At 61.0% G+C, this 17,460-nt stretch carries 14 protein-coding genes; 12 read left to right on the forward strand and 2 right to left on the reverse strand.

Annotation, left to right across the window (positions count from 1 at the left end; genetic code table 11):
- Positions 1–81: 81 nt before the first annotated feature.
- The gene (locus ACF6ZU_RS27315; protein ID WP_392888745.1) at positions 82–1,251 is read left to right on the forward strand and encodes a Gfo/Idh/MocA family protein; all 1,170 of its coding nucleotides are present in this window, start codon (positions 82–84) and stop codon (positions 1,249–1,251) included.
- Positions 1,252–1,261: 10 nt separating this feature from the next.
- On the opposite strand, the gene ACF6ZU_RS27320 is transcribed toward ACF6ZU_RS27315, so the two are convergent.
- Positions 1,262–2,032 carry a DeoR/GlpR family DNA-binding transcription regulator gene (locus ACF6ZU_RS27320; protein ID WP_392888748.1) on the reverse strand — a complete coding sequence of 257 codons (771 nt, stop codon included), beginning with the start codon at positions 2,030–2,032 and terminating at the stop codon, positions 1,262–1,264.
- A gap of 150 nt (positions 2,033–2,182) precedes the next feature.
- Here ACF6ZU_RS27320 and ACF6ZU_RS27325 point away from each other — a divergent pair, with 150 nt between their 5' ends.
- The 4 genes from ACF6ZU_RS27325 (at position 2,183) to ACF6ZU_RS27340 (ending at position 6,942) form a co-directional block, all read left to right on the forward strand.
- Positions 2,183–3,217: a glycoside hydrolase family 3 N-terminal domain-containing protein gene (locus ACF6ZU_RS27325; RefSeq protein ID WP_392888750.1), complete on the forward strand. Its 1,035-nt coding sequence runs from the start codon at positions 2,183–2,185 to the stop codon at positions 3,215–3,217.
- A 2-nt stretch (positions 3,218–3,219) separates the two neighbouring features.
- A complete protein-coding gene (locus ACF6ZU_RS27330) occupies positions 3,220–4,239 on the forward strand; it encodes a glycoside hydrolase family 3 N-terminal domain-containing protein (protein ID WP_392888752.1) in 1,020 nt (339 codons plus the stop codon).
- A gap of 161 nt (positions 4,240–4,400) precedes the next feature.
- Positions 4,401–5,285 (forward strand): sugar phosphate isomerase/epimerase family protein, encoded by an 885-nt coding sequence (locus tag ACF6ZU_RS27335; protein ID WP_392888755.1) that lies wholly within the window; start codon positions 4,401–4,403, stop codon positions 5,283–5,285.
- 70 nt (positions 5,286–5,355) lie between these two features.
- Complete coding sequence (locus tag ACF6ZU_RS27340) at positions 5,356–6,942, forward strand: GMC family oxidoreductase (protein WP_392888757.1); 1,587 nt, start codon at positions 5,356–5,358, stop codon at positions 6,940–6,942.
- A 76-nt stretch (positions 6,943–7,018) separates the two neighbouring features.
- On the opposite strand, the gene ACF6ZU_RS27345 is transcribed toward ACF6ZU_RS27340, so the two are convergent.
- The gene (locus tag ACF6ZU_RS27345) at positions 7,019–7,282 is read right to left on the reverse strand and encodes a hypothetical protein (protein WP_392888760.1); all 264 of its coding nucleotides are present in this window, start codon (positions 7,280–7,282) and stop codon (positions 7,019–7,021) included.
- Positions 7,283–7,627: 345 nt separating this feature from the next.
- On the opposite strand from ACF6ZU_RS27345, the gene ACF6ZU_RS27350 reads away from it, so the two are divergent.
- From ACF6ZU_RS27350 to ACF6ZU_RS27380, 7 genes are all read left to right on the forward strand, one after another.
- A complete protein-coding gene (locus ACF6ZU_RS27350; protein ID WP_392888762.1) occupies positions 7,628–8,473 on the forward strand; it encodes a glycine betaine ABC transporter substrate-binding protein in 846 nt (281 codons plus the stop codon).
- A 77-nt stretch (positions 8,474–8,550) separates the two neighbouring features.
- Positions 8,551–9,585: a glycine betaine/L-proline ABC transporter ATP-binding protein gene (locus ACF6ZU_RS27355; RefSeq protein WP_392888763.1), complete on the forward strand. Its 1,035-nt coding sequence runs from the start codon at positions 8,551–8,553 to the stop codon at positions 9,583–9,585.
- Complete coding sequence (locus ACF6ZU_RS27360; protein WP_392888765.1) at positions 9,582–11,609, forward strand: ABC transporter permease; 2,028 nt, start codon at positions 9,582–9,584, stop codon at positions 11,607–11,609. The genes ACF6ZU_RS27355 and ACF6ZU_RS27360 overlap by 4 nt, the downstream gene beginning before the upstream one ends.
- Positions 11,606–13,237, forward strand: a complete 1,632-nt coding sequence (locus ACF6ZU_RS27365) for a GMC family oxidoreductase (protein WP_392888767.1) — start codon at positions 11,606–11,608, stop codon at positions 13,235–13,237. Before ACF6ZU_RS27360 ends, ACF6ZU_RS27365 begins: the two co-directional genes overlap by 4 nt.
- A 41-nt stretch (positions 13,238–13,278) precedes the next feature.
- The gene (locus ACF6ZU_RS27370; RefSeq protein WP_392888769.1) at positions 13,279–14,757 is read left to right on the forward strand and encodes an aldehyde dehydrogenase family protein; all 1,479 of its coding nucleotides are present in this window, start codon (positions 13,279–13,281) and stop codon (positions 14,755–14,757) included.
- Between the two features lie 213 nt (positions 14,758–14,970).
- On the forward strand, positions 14,971–16,113 hold the full coding sequence (locus ACF6ZU_RS27375; RefSeq protein WP_392888772.1) for a M20 family metallopeptidase: 1,143 nt from the start codon (positions 14,971–14,973) through the stop codon (positions 16,111–16,113).
- Between the two features lie 10 nt (positions 16,114–16,123).
- Positions 16,124–17,458, forward strand: a complete 1,335-nt coding sequence (locus ACF6ZU_RS27380; protein WP_392888774.1) for an amino acid deaminase — start codon at positions 16,124–16,126, stop codon at positions 17,456–17,458.
- The last annotated feature ends 2 nt before the right edge of the window (positions 17,459–17,460 follow it).

Raw genomic sequence — 17,460 nt, forward strand, 5'->3', positions numbered from 1 at the left:
GGTGCGAAATGGTGAAAAGCCGGTTCTCGTCCAATACTCCCCGTGGCGCACAGGCGCCATACATCACGGAGCATTTGAACGATGGCCAGGTTAACAGGCGATATTCCAGGACAACGACGTTTCAAGGTCGGCATGGTCGGTGGCGGGCAGGGTGCCTACTTCGCCAGCTATCACCGCGCGGCCATGCGGCTGTGCAATCGCTACGACATTGTCGCCGGCGCCTTTTCTTCAGACCCGGACAAATGCCGCGAGGCTGGCCTGGCGTTCAACCTCGAGGACGACAGGATTTACCTGTCATTCGAAGACATGGCCGCTGCCGAGTCGCGACGCCCGGACCCGATTGATGCCGTGGTCATCGTCACGCCCAACCACCTGCACTTTGAACCGTGCCAGCTGTTCCTGCAGGCGGGTATCCCGGTGATCTGCGACAAGCCGCTGGTCAACAGCCCGGAAGAAGCCCATGAGCTGGCCCGCATTGCCGATCGGCATAACACTTTTTTCGCGGTGACCTACACCTATCAGGGCTATCCCATGGTCCGGGACGCCCGCAGCCGAATCCTGGCCGGGGAACTCGGGGACATTCGCTTTATGTATGTCGAGTACCTGCTGGAGTGGCTGGCGTCGGGCGTTGAGGGTTTGAACAAGAGCCTGGCCTGGCGTGGCGACCCCGAAAAGGCTGGCCCGACCGGTGCTTTGGGCGATGTGGGAACACACGCTTTCAACATGCTTGAATTCCTGTCCGGGCAGCGCTGCACCAATCTGAATGCCAAACTGAGCACGCTTGTTGCCGGTTGGGGGCTGGATGATACCTGTGTGGTGCAGCTGGAATTCGAGGGTGGCATCGAAGGGTTGTTGTGGGCCAGTTTCGCCGCCCCAGGGCATCGCAACGGCTTGCGTTTCAAGATCGTCGGCAGCAAGGCCTCGATCGAGTGGTGCCAGGAGTCGCCGGAAACGCTGTTGTTTACCCCCATTGACGGCGCCGACCGTATCTATCGCCGGGGCCAGAGCGATAACGCAGCCCAGACGCTGAGCTTCACCAGTCTGCCGGCGGGTAATACGGAGGGTTACCTGGAAGCGCTCGCCGTGCTGTATGCCGATTTTGCCGAAGCGCTCGATGCCGGAACGGACTGGCGCACGGCGACCGCCATCCCGTTACCCGACATTCATGAAGGCGTGCGCGGCGTCGTGTTGTCCCAGGCTTGTCTCGAGTCCAGTCAACGGCGTGCCTGGGTAACTTTTCCAAAGCCATAGCGCCTGCCGGTCAGCTGGCGACCACCACGTTCGAAACCCGGGCCTGGATCGGCGCCAGCCGTTCGGCAGGGGCATCACTTTCCACCACCAGCACACCCAGTTCCTCGCAGGAGGCGACCTGGTAGTGCGCGATACTCGACAGCTTTTCGTTGGTCGCGGCGACCACGATCTGCCCGCTGCGCGAGACCACGGTGCGTTTGAATTCGGCATCGTCCATGTCGAAGGCTGTCACGCCTTTGATCGCGTCAATCGCACAGGCGCCGAGAAAGCACAGGTCGAAGTTGAAGTTCGACAGTTGCTGAATGGCCGTGAGGCCGACGGTGCTGCCGGTCGCCTTGTGCAAACGCCCGCCCAGCAGGATCACATCGGCCTTTGGCAGTTTTTCAAGTTCGAGGGCAATGGCTGGCGAATTAGTGGTGATTGAAATGGCGAGATCGTGATTGATCATGCTCGATATGCGGGCATTGGTCGTGCCGCCATCGATGAATACGTGTTGCCCGGATTTGATCAGCGCCGCAGCGGCCAGCGCGAGGGAGTTTTTGCGATCTGCCTGTTGAAGCTGCGCGGCTTGATCGCCCCGTACGGGCGCCACGGAGATAGCGCCGCCGTAGACGCGCTTGCAGATTCCAGCTTCCGCCAGCGCCGCGAGGTCACGGCGGATCGAGTGCTCGGAAACGTTGAATTCCTGGGCCAGTTCTCCTGCCAGAACCCGGCCATGGGTGGCCAGACGCTCCGCGATCAGGTTCTGCCGTTCCCCGGGGAAAGCTTCATGAGTGAGCATTGACTTAATCCGTTCTCCGTATAGAGTGAGCGCAAACGAGCATTGCAGTGTCTGTTTGTGCTCGATTTTGGGCGGTATCATGCGTGGCACCCCGTCACGCGTCAATAAACTTGAGCGTTCTGCTCAAAATAACGGTGTTGAGGAAATACGATGTCAAGCGAACTGCATAGAGCCGCGTACTCGGTCCTGCTTCCTGCCTTCGGGGATTTAAACCTGGACGACACGGTCCGTCGTTATTTGAGCCGGGGCGGCGTGTCCCTCCTGCTGGGCGAAACCCGGGAGGAGTACGTCAGTCGGGACATGAGCCCGGCGCGCAAGGGCGCCGAATCCCAGGCCCAGTTCATCGATATCGCTCGGCAAGCTGCGTCATTGGCCGGTGCGCCGATACTGATCGCCGTGGACCAGGAACTGGGTGGCATCGAGCGTCTTCACCAATTGGTGCCGGCCGTTGCGTCGCGAGAACAGCTCAGGGACCTCGACGCGCAGGAGATCGAAACGCGTTGCTTCGAGATGGCCCGCGTGGCGCGCAGCCTGGGCGTCAACCTGTTCCTGGCGCCGATTGTCGATGTGGTCACCGGTGCCAACCCGTGGCTGGTCAACCGACACCTGGGCGCTGACCCGGTTGAGGTCAGCCGCGTGTCTTGCGCCTTTATCCGTGGGGTGCAGCGCGCTGGCGTCATCGCCACGGCAAAACATTTCCCCGGTCACTACGTCACCGAACAGGACCCGGCCATCGCCGAGGCCACGGTCCCCGGGCCGTTGGAATTGCTCCATGACAACCTTGAGGTGTTCAAGGAAGTCATCGCGACCGGTGTTAAAGCAGTGATGCCCGGGCCTGCGGTTTTTCCTGCCATCGACCCGGATCATTCGGCATCAACCTCGTCCAAAGTCATCGCGGTGTTGCGTGACACCCTGGGATTCGGCGGCCTGATCATCTCCGACGACCTTGATGCGGTCTCCATCCTCAGAGGCAATTCGATCACGGACACCGCGGTTGCTTCATTGGCTGCCGGTGCGCATCTGTTGCTGGTGTCCAGCGAGTCGGGCCTGGATGCCATTGCCGAAGCCATTGTCGCAGCGGTTCACGACGGTGCTCTGGATCGTCAGGTGCTGTTGGACGCAGCCTCCAAGGTTCGCGAACTGGCAGCGGCCAATCATGAACAGCAGCACTCAAGCCGGGATTGATCATGAGCTCAATTGAACACAAGGCCTTCAGCGTCCTGTTTCCGGTGTTGCTCGATCTGGACATGAACGATGACGTGCGCAGGTTTCTCGACAGTGGAGGGCGCAGCCTGCTGTTTGGCGAGACTGCGCAGGAGTATGTCAGCGGCAAGATGAGCGCGAGCCGGCTCGAGTCGGAAACCCTGGAAACGTGGCAGCGGTTCACCGGCACCGCCAAGGAACTGGCCGGGCCGCTGCTGCTGGCGGCGGATGCGGACATCTCTGCGGTCCATCGCTTGCAGGGCATCGCGCCTGCGCTTCCGGAGCCCGGTTTGGCCAGAACCATGGCGCTGGCCGAGCTGGAAGAGGTGTGCTTTAAGGTCGCGACCGCCGTGCGAAATGCCGGGGTGAACCTGCTCCTGTCGCCGACGGCCGATGTGGTGGCCGGCCCCAACGTGTGGTTGCAGGGGCGCACGCTTTCCGATGACGTTGATCAGGCCGCCGCCATGGTTGGCGCGTACGTGCGTGGCGTGCGCCGTGCCGGGATGGCCAGTACGCTGAAGCACTTTCCCGGGCATCCCGTGTTGCTGCGCCAGCCGTCGATTGAGGAGGCGGTGGTCACCGAGTCGCTGGATCAACTGCGCGCCTATTGGCCCGCGTTTCAGGCCGGGGTGAACGCCGGGGCGGACGCGGTGATGATGGGGCCGGCGATTTTTGCCGCCTGCGAGCCCCCCGTCGCGGCATCGGTGTCGCCCGAGCTGATCGGTTTGCTCCGACAGGAATTGGGCTTCAAGGGATTGGTCATGACCATCGACCTGGACCACCGCTCCACGATCGGCAACCTGTCGCTGGGCGAGGTGGCGGTGGCGGCACTGAATGCGGGGGCTGACCTGCTGCTGATCTCCGCGAAGGCGATGCCCGAGATTGCGCAGATTGCTCGCGCGATTACCACGGCGGTCGCGCAGGGAAGCTTGCCGCTGGAGCGGCTGGAGGCCGCGTCTCAAACCGTCTCGGCACTGGCCAACCGCCTCGCCAAAACCCACTGAACACAACCCCTGTAGGAGCCGGCTTGCCGGCTCCTACAGGGTGCGCATTTTGCCGATGTTGACGCAGCAACTGCGTCAGGTTGCGCCGCATTTACTGCGAGTGCGAAATCACTACCGGAACCCTATCGCTCTACACTGGAAGCCAACAGTAGGAGCGCCCTATGCACACTCAAAAAAACACCCTGGCCCTGCATTCCACGGTCGCCAAACATTCGACGCTGGCGATGGACATCGACATTGCCAGGACGGTCGGTTTCGAAGCGCTGGAAATCTACAGCGGCAAACTCGAGAACTGGTTGCAGGCCGGTGATTCCGAAGCGGAACTGAAAGCGTTGTTCAAGGACATCCCCGTCACCGGCATCGGTTACCTGAGGGATATCGAGCGCCAAGGCGCCGAACGCGATGATTTGCTAAAGGAAGCGGAGCGGCTTTTCCAGTTGGCCAACCTGGTCGGCGCCAAGGGTGTTCAAGTGCTCACCGGCCCGATCAACGTGCAAGCCGTGATTGATTTCCGCAAGCACGGCAGTAGCGCCCACTACAGCGGTCTGCTTGGGCAGGACGAGGCCGAGCAGTTTGCGTTGACGGCTGAAAATCTGGTGTTGCTGGCCGATCTCGCCAAGCAATACGACGTGCTGCTTTACCTCGAAGCGTTGTCCTGGACGCCCTTGAATACCCTGGATCACCAACTGCAGCTGATCGATCGCACCGAGCGCGACAACGTGAAGATGGTGATCGATTACTGGCATTGCTTCACCTCCGGCGTCAAACCTGAAGACATCGCGCGCATGAACAAAGACGTGATCTACGGCGTGCATGTGTGTGACTCGCTGCCGTTCGCAGGCGGGATTCCCAATGAAGAGATTCTGCGGGATGTGCCGACGGGGCAGGGGATATTGGACCTCGTCGAGTGGACCGACGCCGTGAAGGCGACTGGTTATGACGGCTGGTGGAGTTGCGAGTTGTTTTGCAAGAAGCAGCAGCAACAAAACAGCTATGAGGTCGCGCAGGACCTGAAGGCGCTGCTGACCCGACTGGTTGGACGCTAAAGCGCCGCTCACCCGGATTTCAAACTCCCCGCTCTCACAATGTGTGCCTCATAAAAGGTAGTAAGTCGTCATGGTGGATTTCATCGTAATCGGAGGCGGCTCGACAGGCTGCACGGTGGCCTCGAGGCTCAGCGAAGACAGTTCCGCATCCGTCGTGCTGTTTGAAGAAGGACCTCGCGACCGCAACCCCTACATCCATATCCCCGGCGCCTATTACAAAACGGCGCAGGGCCCGCTGCTCAAACGCTATGCCTGGGAACCGACCGAAGATCAGCGCCGCACTGAAACGCCGACCATGGTCCAGGCCAGCGTGCTGGGGGGCGGGAGTTCGGTCAACGCGATGATTTACATCCGCGGTGTGCCGGCCGACTACGACGGTTGGGTCGAGCAGGGCGCCACGGGCTGGTCGTACAAAGACGTGCTGCCTTACTTCAAGAAGGCCGAAGACAACGAGCGTTTCTGTAACGAGGCCCATGGTGTGGGCGGGCCTCTGGGGGTTTCCGACCCGATCAATATTCATCCGCTGACCAAGGTCTGGCTGCGCGCCTGCCAGCAATACGGCTTGCCGTACAACGAGGATTTCAACTCCGGTAAACCGCAAGGTTGCGGGTTGTACCAAATCACCGCAAAAAATGGCTTTCGCAGCAGTGCGGCCGTGGCCTATCTCGCGCCTGCCAAATCACGCAAGAACCTCACGGTGAAGACCGGGTGCCGGGTGATCCGCATCCTGACCGAGGGCAACAGGGCGATTGGCGTGGAATACATCGAGAACGGTGTGCGCCAGATCATGCACGCCGACAAGGAAATCGTCCTGTCGGCCGGCGCCATCAACTCGCCTCGTTTGTTGATGCTGTCGGGCATCGGTCCGGCCGCGCAGCTGGCAAAGCACGGCATCAAGGTGATCAGGGATTTGCCGGGGGTAGGGCAGAACCTGCAGGACCATATCGAAGTGTCGCTGGTCTACGAACTGACGGGGCCGCACAGCTACGACAAGTACAAGAAGCTGCACTGGAAAATGATGGCGGGCTTGCAGTACGCCCTGTTCCGGCAAGGCCCGGCGGCCTCGAACCTGATTGAAGGCGGCGCGTTCTGGTGGGGTGACAAGGCGGCGACCAATCCCGATATCCAGTACTTCATGGTGGTGGGCGCGGGGATTGAAGAGGGCGTCGATTCCGTTCCGGGGGGCAATGGGTGCACCTTGAACCTGGGCCAGATCCGTCCAAGATCCCGGGGCTATGTCGAACTGTACTCGGCCGACCCGATGTCGCCACCGCGCATCGTGCCCAACTACTTCTCCGACCCCTATGACATCGAAAGCCTGGTGGACGGCTGCCTGGTGGGCGAAGAGATCATGTCCCAGGCCGCGTTCAAACCTTACCTCGCCAGGCGTCATGTGCCGGACGCGGCGGTCAGGTCCCGGGAAGCGATGAAGAAGTTCTGCCACGAAGAAGCCCACGCCGCGCTGCATCCTTCCGGCACGTGCCGCATGGGCACGGATGACCTGTCCGTTGTCGCTCCGGATCTCAAGGTGCATGGCATCGAAGGGCTGCGCGTTGCGGACGCCTCGATCATGCCCACACTGATTTCAGGTAACCCGAATTCGGTGTGCATCATGATTGGGGAAAGGGCGGCCGACATGATCAGGAACGGTCGATAAGCCGAGCTCGAGGCAGCGTTTGATCAAGGCGCGGCAGTCACAGGTGCATAACCTGTGGCTGCCGCGCTTTTTTGGTTCAGGCGAAGCTGCCGATCAACCAGAACGTGCAGGAAGTACTCAGGGCCACCAGCAGAATCGCACTGCAAATCCTTGCCTGAAACTCAAGGGCAGAAGGCTTCGTTTCAACGGGGCCAGGCACCGAATCAAGCGGCTGTACCCGGATTTTGGCCAGATGGCCCGTCGCATAAAACACACTGTGCATGGCATGTACCCCTGTGGGTGGTTTCTGCTCAAGTAGAGGTTGATCGACGCCTCTTTCCTGTGCAGGAGCAATCTCCATGCCACCGGCTTTCCCCGGTTTCGCCACCCCCTCGTCTATGCTCCGCAGAGCCAGTCAATGGCTCTGCGTCAATGCGTTCATATGATTTACATGTCCCGAAAAAAAGTCACTTGTTGCACCTCTGGCATCAGGCCATTGTGGTTTGCAAGCGAGGCGATATGTAGTTTCTCGTGACGGACGCAACAGCGTTTTCCTGTTGCCCCAATAACAAAAGGTCACCCGGATTCTCGCGATTTATATGGCTCATAGTCAGCCCTGCCCAATCGACAACAACAATTCCTATTGAGGCGTATGCGAATGAACTATCGAAATGCAGGTCAGCTGGTTACAGGTCTCGTAGCGTGCATGAGCATCGGCCTTGCCCAGGCTGCCGTGCCTGAAATATCGACACCTGTTCGAATCTCGTTCATCAACTCCTCGGACTCCGATTTCATTGCCGCCGTGTATGGCCAGGCACTGAAACAGGCGGGATACGAGGTCAAGTATGTGACGGTGGATTCCGCGGCGCAGTACACCGCCGTGCAGACCGGCGATATCGACGTCACGCTTGGCGCCTGGCAAACCACCGGCGTGGAGATGACCAAGGCCGCCATGGCGTCCGGTAAGGTCAACAATTACGGCCCGACAGGCGTAAAAGTCACCGAGGGCTGGTGGTACCCGGAGTACCTCAAGCAATTCTGTCCGGGACTGCCTTCTTTCGAGGCGCTCAAACAGCCCAAGTGCGCTGAAGCCCTGGCCACCGCCGACACCAAGCCCAAGGCCCGTTTTGTCGATGCCCCGGCCGACTGGGGCTCGCGTTCCGATGTGCGCATCACCACCTATCAACTGCCGTTCAATGTGATCAATTCAGGTTCACCTTCAGCGCTGCTGGCCACGTTCCAGGGGGCCATCGATCGCAAACAGCCGATCCTCGGCTGGATGTTCACCCCAAACTGGTTCACCGAAAAAAATCCCGGTGAGTTCGTGCAGTTTCCCGATACCCGCCAGGAAGTCGACGTGCTGAAACTGGGCAACAAACAGGCGTTTGCCGCCATACCGGTCGCGGAAAAAATCCTCCAGAAATTCACCCTGAACAAAGAGTCCGTGGCCACGGCGATGGACATGATCGACAACGACGGCAGCTCACCTGAAAACGAAGCCGATGAATGGATTGCCTCCCACAAGGACGTTGTTCAAGGCTGGTCGAAATAGCGCAACACCGCTGATTTCGTCACTGCTCAAGAACCTGTACCGAACAGGCGAGCGCCAATCGTCATGGGAGATTCAAGGTGTTAAACCCTATTGCTCATACAGAGCCACTTGCACTCAAAGCGATCGATGTCTGGAAAGTTTTCGGTGCCGACTGCGAAGCGTATCTGAAGGCGCAAGGCAATGCGCGCGATGCCCAGGCCCTGGAAAAACTGGGCTACACCACCGGTGTGCGTGAAGCCAGTTTTGAAGTTCGCACCGGCGAGATTTTTATCCTGATGGGCTTGTCCGGCTCAGGCAAATCAACCCTGCTGCGCTGCCTGACCGGGCTGTATTCCCTCAGCGCGGGGGAGGTGATGATCGCCGATCAGTCGCTGGCATCCGCCACCTCGCAACAACTGATGGATATTCGCCGGCGCAAGATCAGCATGGTGTTCCAGAACTTCGGGCTGCTGCCGCACTTGAGCGTGTTGGAGAACATCGCGTTCCCGCTGCGCATGAACGGCACCCCACGGGACAAGCGCCTGGCCGAGGCGCAACGCGTGCTGGAACTGGTCGGGCTCAAGGGCCGGGAATTGTTCTACCCCCATGAACTCTCCGGCGGACAGCAACAGCGCGTGGGTATTGCCAGGAGCCTGGTGACCGACCCGTCCATCTGGTTCCTCGACGAACCGTTCTCGGCACTCGATCCACTGATCCGCAAAGAGATGCAGAACGAGTTCATTCGTCTGCAGCGCAGCCTGCGCAAGACCATTGTGTTCGTGACCCACGACTTCGATGAAGCGGTCCGCCTGGGCGACCGGATTGCAATCATGCAGAACGGCCAGATCCTGCAGATCGGCACCGCCGAAGACCTGGTGCTCAAACCTGCCAACGATTACGTACGCGCGTTCGTGCAAGACATTCCGCGGGACAAGGTGGTGTCGCTGCGAGCGATCCTGGAACCGCTGTCAGCCCAGGCCGAGCACGCCGAACCGTTCGAGCTGGATCAGAAAATCGGCACGGCTGCGCAACGATTGATTGCCTCGGATCACGCCATTGCGGTGAAAGACGCCCAGGGCACGCTCGTCGGCCAGGTATCACGTCAGTCCTATTCACGTTGGTTGACCAAATGAACAGTCAGCAAATCCCCACCGTATTGGCGGACCCGGTGAACTCGCGAACTCGCCCGGCCGGGAGAACCGGTCGCTTCAAGCTGATCAAGGCCGTAACGCTGGTTGTCGCGACACTGATCGTGCTGATGCTGGTCAACCGGGTGGACTGGGCACACAGCATGCCGCAGGCGTGGACCGTGGACGCCGGGAGCTACATCACCCGACTGTTGGCTTATATCACCCAGTTCACGATTGGCAGTTACACCATCGTCGATATTTCCCGGGGGATTTCCGGCGTGCTGGCCTTGCCTCAGCGCTTCCTCGGCGGGTTGCTGGTCGAGGGCTTCAGGTTCAGTCTCTTCGGTTCGACGCCTGTCACGCTTCCGGCGATTCCGTGGTTCTCGATGGTCTTCGTCCTGACCCTGCTCAGCGCCTGGTTCGGCGGCAGGAAGCTTGCATTGCTGGTCGGCGGTTGCCTGGCGTACTTCCTGTTCACCGGGTTGTGGGTATCAGCCGTCAACACGCTGGTCACGGTGGCCGTGGCGATTCCTATCGGCTGCGGCCTCGGGTTACTGCTGGGCATTCTGGCCTATCGGTACCCGGTGGCCGAGGCGGTGCTGGAACCGTTTTACGACACGATGCAAACGCTGCCGATCTTTTCCTACCTGGTATTGATCGTGGTGTTCTTCGGCTTCGGCCCGATTGCCGGGCTGGTAGCGCTGGTGATCTACGCCATGCCGCCGATGGCGCGCATCACCACGTTTGCCCTGCGCCGCACGCCGCAATCGATTGTCGAGCTTGCCCAGATCACCGGCTGCACGCCACGCCAACAGTGCTGGAACGTGCAGGTTCCGGCGGCCCGGGCGACGCTGCTGACCGGGTTGAATCAAGTGATCATGCTGACGTTTTCCACGGTGATCATCTGCGCGATCATCGGTGGGGAAGGGCTGGGCGCCGATGTGCTCCGGGGACTCAAGTCCATGCGTCTGGGCGGTGCGTTGGTGGCGGGCGTAGCGATCACGCTGATGGCGATCATGCTCGACCGTGCCTGCCGCATCTGGATCATGCGCCGGCCGAGGCACGGGCAATCGAAAAAAGGCCTGCTCACGCTGGTGTGTGTGCTGGTGACCGTCGCGGGCGTCGTCGCTGTCTGGCTGTACCCCCACGTTGCGACCTTTCCCAAGGCACTGGAATTCGAACCGGGCAAGTTTCTCAATCAACAACTCAGGGTGTTCAACCTGGCGTTCCAGCCACAACTGTCCGCGTTGCGCGACGGGGTGATCTCGGGGCTGCTGCGCCCGACCCGCGAGCTGTTCGGTTCGTTCGGCTGGCTGCCAGGCCTGATCGGCTTCGGCGGGCTCGCGTTGATCAGCGGCGGGCGCAAGCTGGCGGTCATGGTGGTGATCATGCTGGGGGCTGTCGCCTGGTTCGGGCTCTGGGACAAGGCCATGGTTTCCTTGTACCTGGTGATCATTTCGACCTTGACCGCCATCGTACTGGGTCTGCCGCTGGGCATCCTGGCCGGTCTCAACCGCAAGGCGTTCGTCATCCTCGAAGTGGTGGCTGACACCCTGCAAACGCTGCCGGCATTTGTCTACCTGATCCCCGTGGTTGTGCTGTTCGAGGTGGGCGATTTCGCGGCCTACATTGCCATCGTGCTCTACGGCCTGGCGCCGGTCAGCCGTTACGTCGCCACCAGCCTGCAACAGGTCGGCGGTGACTACAAAGAAGTGGCGCGCATGAACGGCTGCAACGGCACCCAGCAGTTCTTCCATGTGCTGTTGCCACTGGCCTTGCCGCAAATCGTGCTGGGTATCAGCCAGACCATCATGTTGTCTTTCGGGATGCTGATTGTGGTCGCGCTGGTCGGTTCCCAAGGGCTTGAGGCCCAGACACTCTCGGCGATCGGACGCGTCCAGCCCGGTGAAGGTTTGATCTCCGGCCTGGGCATTGCCGCCCTGGCCATCACGGTCGATCGCATCGTCCGTGCTACCACCAACAAGTTGACGCCCAGCACCAAAAGGGCTTCGGGGGAACAGGCATGAGTCGCACCACCACCTATGACTACATCATTGTCGGCGCCGGATCGGCGGGCTGTGCGCTGGCCGGACGGCTGTCGGAGGACCCGTCTGTCTCGGTGCTCGTACTGGAAGCCGGTCCCAAGGATTGGGACCCGAGGTTTTCCTTTCCTCTGGGGGAAGCCCTGACCGTGGGCAGTCGCTATGACTGGGCGTTCAAGTCAGAACCCGAACCGGCGTTGCACGGCCAGCAGTTCGAGCTGCCTCGCGGTCGCGTGCTCGGCGGCAGCTCATCGATCAATGGCAAGTTGTACGTGCGCGGCAATGCCGGGGATTTTGACGAATGGGAAGCCCTGGGCAATCCCGGCTGGGGCTTTGCCAGCGTGTTGCCTTGTTTTGTGCGCTCGGAACACTGGGAGCACGGCACCGCGCCGTTGCGCGGTACCGGGGGACCGCTGGAAACCACGTTCGGGCATTACCAGCACAGCATTTACCAGGCCTTTATCGATGCCGGCAAAAGCCTCGGTTTTGCCTATAACCCGGATTACAACGGGCCGAGCCAGGAAGGCTTTGCGTGGTCGCAATTCACCCATACTCACGAGTCCGTGGCGCGGTGCTCATCGGCGCGAGCCTATTTGCGGCCGGTGCTCGATCGCTCGAACCTGACGGTCATGACCGGCGCGCGGGTCACCAAGGTCCTGCTGCAAGGCGATCGCTGTGAAGGGGTGGCCGTCCAATACAAAGGCAAGGCGTTGCAACTGCGTTCACGACTGGACACGGTGCTGTCGGCCGGGGCTTACCAATCGCCGCAACTGTTGATGTTGTCCGGGATTGGCGATCCGCAGGCGCTGGCCGAACACGGGATCGAAACCTTGCACGCATTGCCGGGCGTCGGGCGCAACCTACAGGATCACTTTGGTTCGACCCTCCAGTTCGAAAGTAAAACCACGGACACCTACTACCGCCTGATGAACCCCTTCAGCGCCGCGTCCGCTTTGCTGCAATACGTGGTGCGCCGGGAAGGGCCGCTGTCGATTTTCCCGATGAACGCCCTGGCCTTCGTCAAGACACTGCCCGAACTGGCGCGCCCGGACGTGCAGTTCCTGATGTTTCCCAGTGCGGTAAACCCCAACAGCGCCAATGATCCATGGCCGCGCAAACACGCGCTGGCCATTCAGTGGGCGGTCTGCCGGCCGGAGAGTCGCGGTGAAGTCACGCTTAACTCGGCCGACCCCATGGACCCGCCAAAAATCATCCATCGCTTCCTCAGCGAGGAAACCGATCGTGCCACCAATCGCCGGGCGTTTCGCCTGGCCCGGCAGCTCTTTGCCCAGGGCCCGTTGAAGGCACTGGTGGGGGAAGAGGCGGCGGAAAGTCGCGAATGCGTGACCGATGAGCAAATCGATAACTACATGAGCTACCTCTCGGGAACGCACTACCACCCGGTGGGCACTTGCAAGATGGGCAACGACGACCTGGCCGTGGTGGATGCCCGCTTGCGGGTGCACGGGATCAAGGGATTGCGGGTGGTTGACGCGTCCATCATGCCGACCATCGTCGGCGGTAACACCAATGCAGCGTCGATCATGATCGGCGAGCGCGCCGCCGAGTTGATTCAGGAAGAACGTGCCGGCGGCCTGAAAATTTCCGCATGACCCTTTAGATGTCTCGAACTGTCAGCAGGTAGAAAACCAACATGCAAAACCTGAACTTTATTGATGGTCGCTGGAAGCCGAGTACAACCGGCCAGACCTTGCCCGTCATTGATCCCGCTACCGAGCAAGCCTTCGCCGAGATCCCTCGCGGTACCGCCGAAGATATCGATGCGGCGGTAGTGGCCGCTGAAAAAGCGCTGAGTGCCGGCTGGCGCATCACCACGGGGGCACAGCGGGCGAAGCTGCTCAGGGCGATCGCCCAAGGCATCGAAGCCGAGGTGGAGGCACTGGCTCAACTGGATGTGCGCGATTGCGGCAAACCCATCGTCGAGGCGCGTTATGACGTAGGCGACGCCGCGCTCTGCTTCAACTATTACGCGGACCTCGCCGAAGCACTCGATGGACGTCAGGGTGAAGCGGTAGCGATTGCCGATGAGCGCTTCGAGGTGAAATTGCGCTACGAGCCTGCGGGCGTCGCCGGGTTGATCGTGCCGTGGAATTTCCCGTTGGTGAACGCGGCGTGGAAAGTCGCCCCCGCACTGGCGGCCGGGTGTTCGGTGGTGATCAAACCGTCGGAACTGGCGTCCCTGAGCACCTTGAGCCTGGCGCGCATTGCCGAGACGGCGGGGCTCCCGGCCGGTGTACTCAACGTGGTGACCGGCCTGGGTAGCGAGGCTGGCGCACGCCTGGCCGGGCACCCGGGCATTGCCAAGGTTTCGTTCACCGGCGGTGTCGACTCCGGGCGCCGAGTGATGCAAGCGCGGGCCGAACTGGTCGGCGACGTCGCACTGGAATTGGGCGGAAAGTCGGCAATGATCGTATTTGCCGATGTCGATCTCGATCACGCGGTGGAATGGATTCTGATGGGCTCCCTGTACAACCAGGGCCAGGTTTGTGCCGCGACCAGCCGGGTGTTGGTGGAGGACTCGGTGTATGACGCCTTGCTGACAAAGCTGCACGCGGCGGTTGTCGGGCTGCGTGTCGGCGCGGGAGTCGAGGACACGACCCAGGTGGGGCCATTGATCAGCGCCGCGCAGCGTGACCGGGTGGCGAGCATGGTTCGCCAGGGTATCGAGCAAGGGGCTACGGTGCTGTGCGGTGGTGAACTGTCGGCCAGCCACGGCCCGGGTTTTTACTACCCGCCGACGGTCCTGCTGGATGTCTCTCGCGAGAACCTGCTCTGGACTGAAGAGATTTTTGGCCCGGTGCTCAGCGTCACCCGGTTCAGTACCGAAGCTCAGGCCATCGAACTGGCCAATGACAGCCGCTTCGGTCTCGCCGCCGCGGTGCTGTGCAACGATCAAGCGCAGCGTGAGCGTGTGGCCAGTGCCCTGGTCGCCGGTATCGTCTGGGCCAACTGCTCGGGCCCGGCCTTCATTCAGGCGCCATGGGGCGGGGTCAAGCAAAGCGGTTTCCGCCGTGGCCTGGGGGAGTGGGGCATGCATGAGTTTCTCGAACTCAAGCAAGTCACCACCTATGTCAGCGACCAGGCTTGGGGGCACTTCACGCCAGCCGGTTAATTGATCGCTCCTCACAGTTAAAGACTTTGTTGTCGTCTCTCTTTATCCAAGAGGGGCGGCAACTTTTTTTTGCGTTTTATTTAACGATAAAGCCTGGGTTTTCATGTTAGTTCAGTTGACCGATTCGCAAATTTAATCAATTGAGCGATATCCGGATAATCCTTTAACTGTCTTCAGTGGCTGGAACAATAACAACCCTGGAGATTAGGTTTCATGAACCCCATTGATAACGAATTGCTGCTGGATCTTTCCCGTCGACTGATTCAACTGGTGACGTTCGATCCACCGGGCAACGAACTGCCGGCCGCGCAACTGGTAGCCTCGGTTCTGTCGGACTACGGCATCGATAGCGAATTGCAGTCCATCGGCGAAAACCGCGCCAACGTCGTGGCCCGTATCAAGGGGAACGGCAATCGCCCGGCGCTGATATTTTCGGCGCACCTGGACACCATCAGCGTTAATGAAGCCGACTGGAGCGTTCCGCCGTTCGGTGCGCTGGTCAAGGACGGTCGCTTGTATGGCCGTGGCGCGACCGACATGAAAGCGGCGCTGGCAGCGATGGTCGTCGCCGGTATCGCCGTCAAACAAAGCAACGAGCCCTTGCAGGGCGATCTGATCCTGGCCTTCAGCGCCGCGGAAAACTCCAGTTGCCTGGGCGCCAAGCACATGCTCGACAGCGGGATCCTCGACGGCTCCGGGGCGTTGCTGGTCAGCGAACCGACCTCCCTCGACGTGTTCATCGCCGAAAAAGGTGCGTTGTGGCTGCAAGCAACGGCCAAGGGTGAATACGGGCACAACGCCTTTTCCGAAAACCGTACCGGGGATCGCGGCAGCGCCATCCTGCGCATGGCGGAGTTCCTCTGCCGGGTGCGAGACCTGAAGGTGGAGTCACCGGTTCACCCGTTGCTGGGTTCGCCGACCGTAAACGTGGGCCTGATCCAGGGCGGTATTTCCTGGCCACTGATTGCGCCGGAATGCACCGCGAGCATCGACATTCGAACCGTGCCCGGTTTGACCGCAGACGACGTCATTGCCCAGTTTCGGGCGATCGCCGGTCCCCACGTCAGCATCGAACTGGTGGACGTGAAGCCGCCGGTAGACACCCCGGCCGAACATCCTTTCGTTGACCTGTGCGTGGCGTCGGTGGTCGCCGAACGTGGCACGCAGCCGCGGGTGACAGGGGTTTCCTACTATTCGGACGCAGCGGTCCTGGCACCGGCGCTCAACGTGCCCATGGTCATCATCGGCCCTGGCGAAGTCGGCAAAAGCGGTTCGGTAGACGAGTACGTTGAGCTCGACAAACTCGAAGCCTCGGCGCGAATTTTCGCCGATGTAGCCCTGCGCTACCTGGCTTGAGGGGGTGTGCATGAGTGAGCTAACCGCACGCCTGCCTTCGGCGTTCACCGACGCCTTGCAAGCCATCGACGAGCAATCGGTCGATGGCACCACCAAAGGCTTGCCGCCGACGCTGTCGCCGATGGCATTCGGCGACATTGGCAAGCAGGGCTGGAACCTGTTGCAGGAAGACACTGCGTTCCCCGTTGCAGTCCTGAAAAAATCGGCCCTGGCCGGCAATCGCGAATGGATGAAAGCCTTCTTGCGCACGACCGGCGCGCGCATTGCGCCGCACGTCAAAACCACCATGTCCCCGCACTTGTTCCAACGGCAGCTGGAGGACGGTGCGTGGGCGCTGACCGCGGCCACGGCCAACCAGGTCGCGGTCTTGAGGGCGTTCGGTGTGCCGCGCATCCTGATTGCCAACCAACTGGTCGGGCGACAGAACATCGCGTTGATTTACGACGAACTGGAGCGCGAACACGGGGCGGAGTTGATGGTGATCGTCGACTCGACCGCCACGCTGGAAGCGCTGATTCAGGGCGCAGAAGGCCGGGGTCCGCGACGCAAACTCGGCGTGTTGCTGGAAGTGGGGGCCCAGGGCGGTCGTACGGGGGTGCGCGATACGGTCGTCGCGGCAGAACTCGCCCAACGCATCGCCTCCAGTCCGGTGGTGGAATTGCGTGGTCTGGAGTCGTACGAAAGCGTATTCCCGGGTTTGGCGGAAGACGCAAAATTGCGCCGCATCGAATCGATGCTCGACACGATGCTGGCGTTGGCCAGCGACTTTCTCCGCGACGGTCTGTTTGCGCCGGGCGAGGTGGTGCTGTCCAGCGGCGGCTCCGAATATTTCGACGTCGTGGTACAGCGCCTGAGTGAATGGCGTGCGCCGCAGGGCCAGGTCGTGGTGATCCGCAGCGGTTGCTATCTGGCCCACGATCACCTGGCCTACGCCCGCGCGTTCGACCGCCTGATTGACCGGACCCCGACGCTGGCAGGCATTGCCCCGGCGCTGCAAGGCGGGCTTGAGGTCTGGGGCGTCGTGCAGTCGCGGCCCGAGCCGGACACATTGATTGTGACGGTCGGCAAGCGCGACATCAGTTTCGACTTCGAAATGCCGGTCGCGCGCTTGCACTTCACCCCGTCAATGGGCACCGCGCCGCAACCTCTGGGAGCGGATTACAAAGTGACCCGCCTCAACGACCAGCACGCCTTCGTGGCGTGCCGCGCGGACTCCCCGGTGAAGGTCGGCGACCTGATCGGTTTTGGCATTTCCCACCCGTGCACCACGTTCGACAAGTGGCAAGTGATCCTGCTGGTCGACGACGACTACAACGTCGAGTCGGCCATTCGCACGTTTTTTTAATT

This window comes from Pseudomonas migulae (assembly GCF_043225285.1).
GTDB classification, from domain to species: Bacteria; Pseudomonadota; Gammaproteobacteria; order Pseudomonadales; family Pseudomonadaceae; genus Aquipseudomonas; species Aquipseudomonas migulae_C.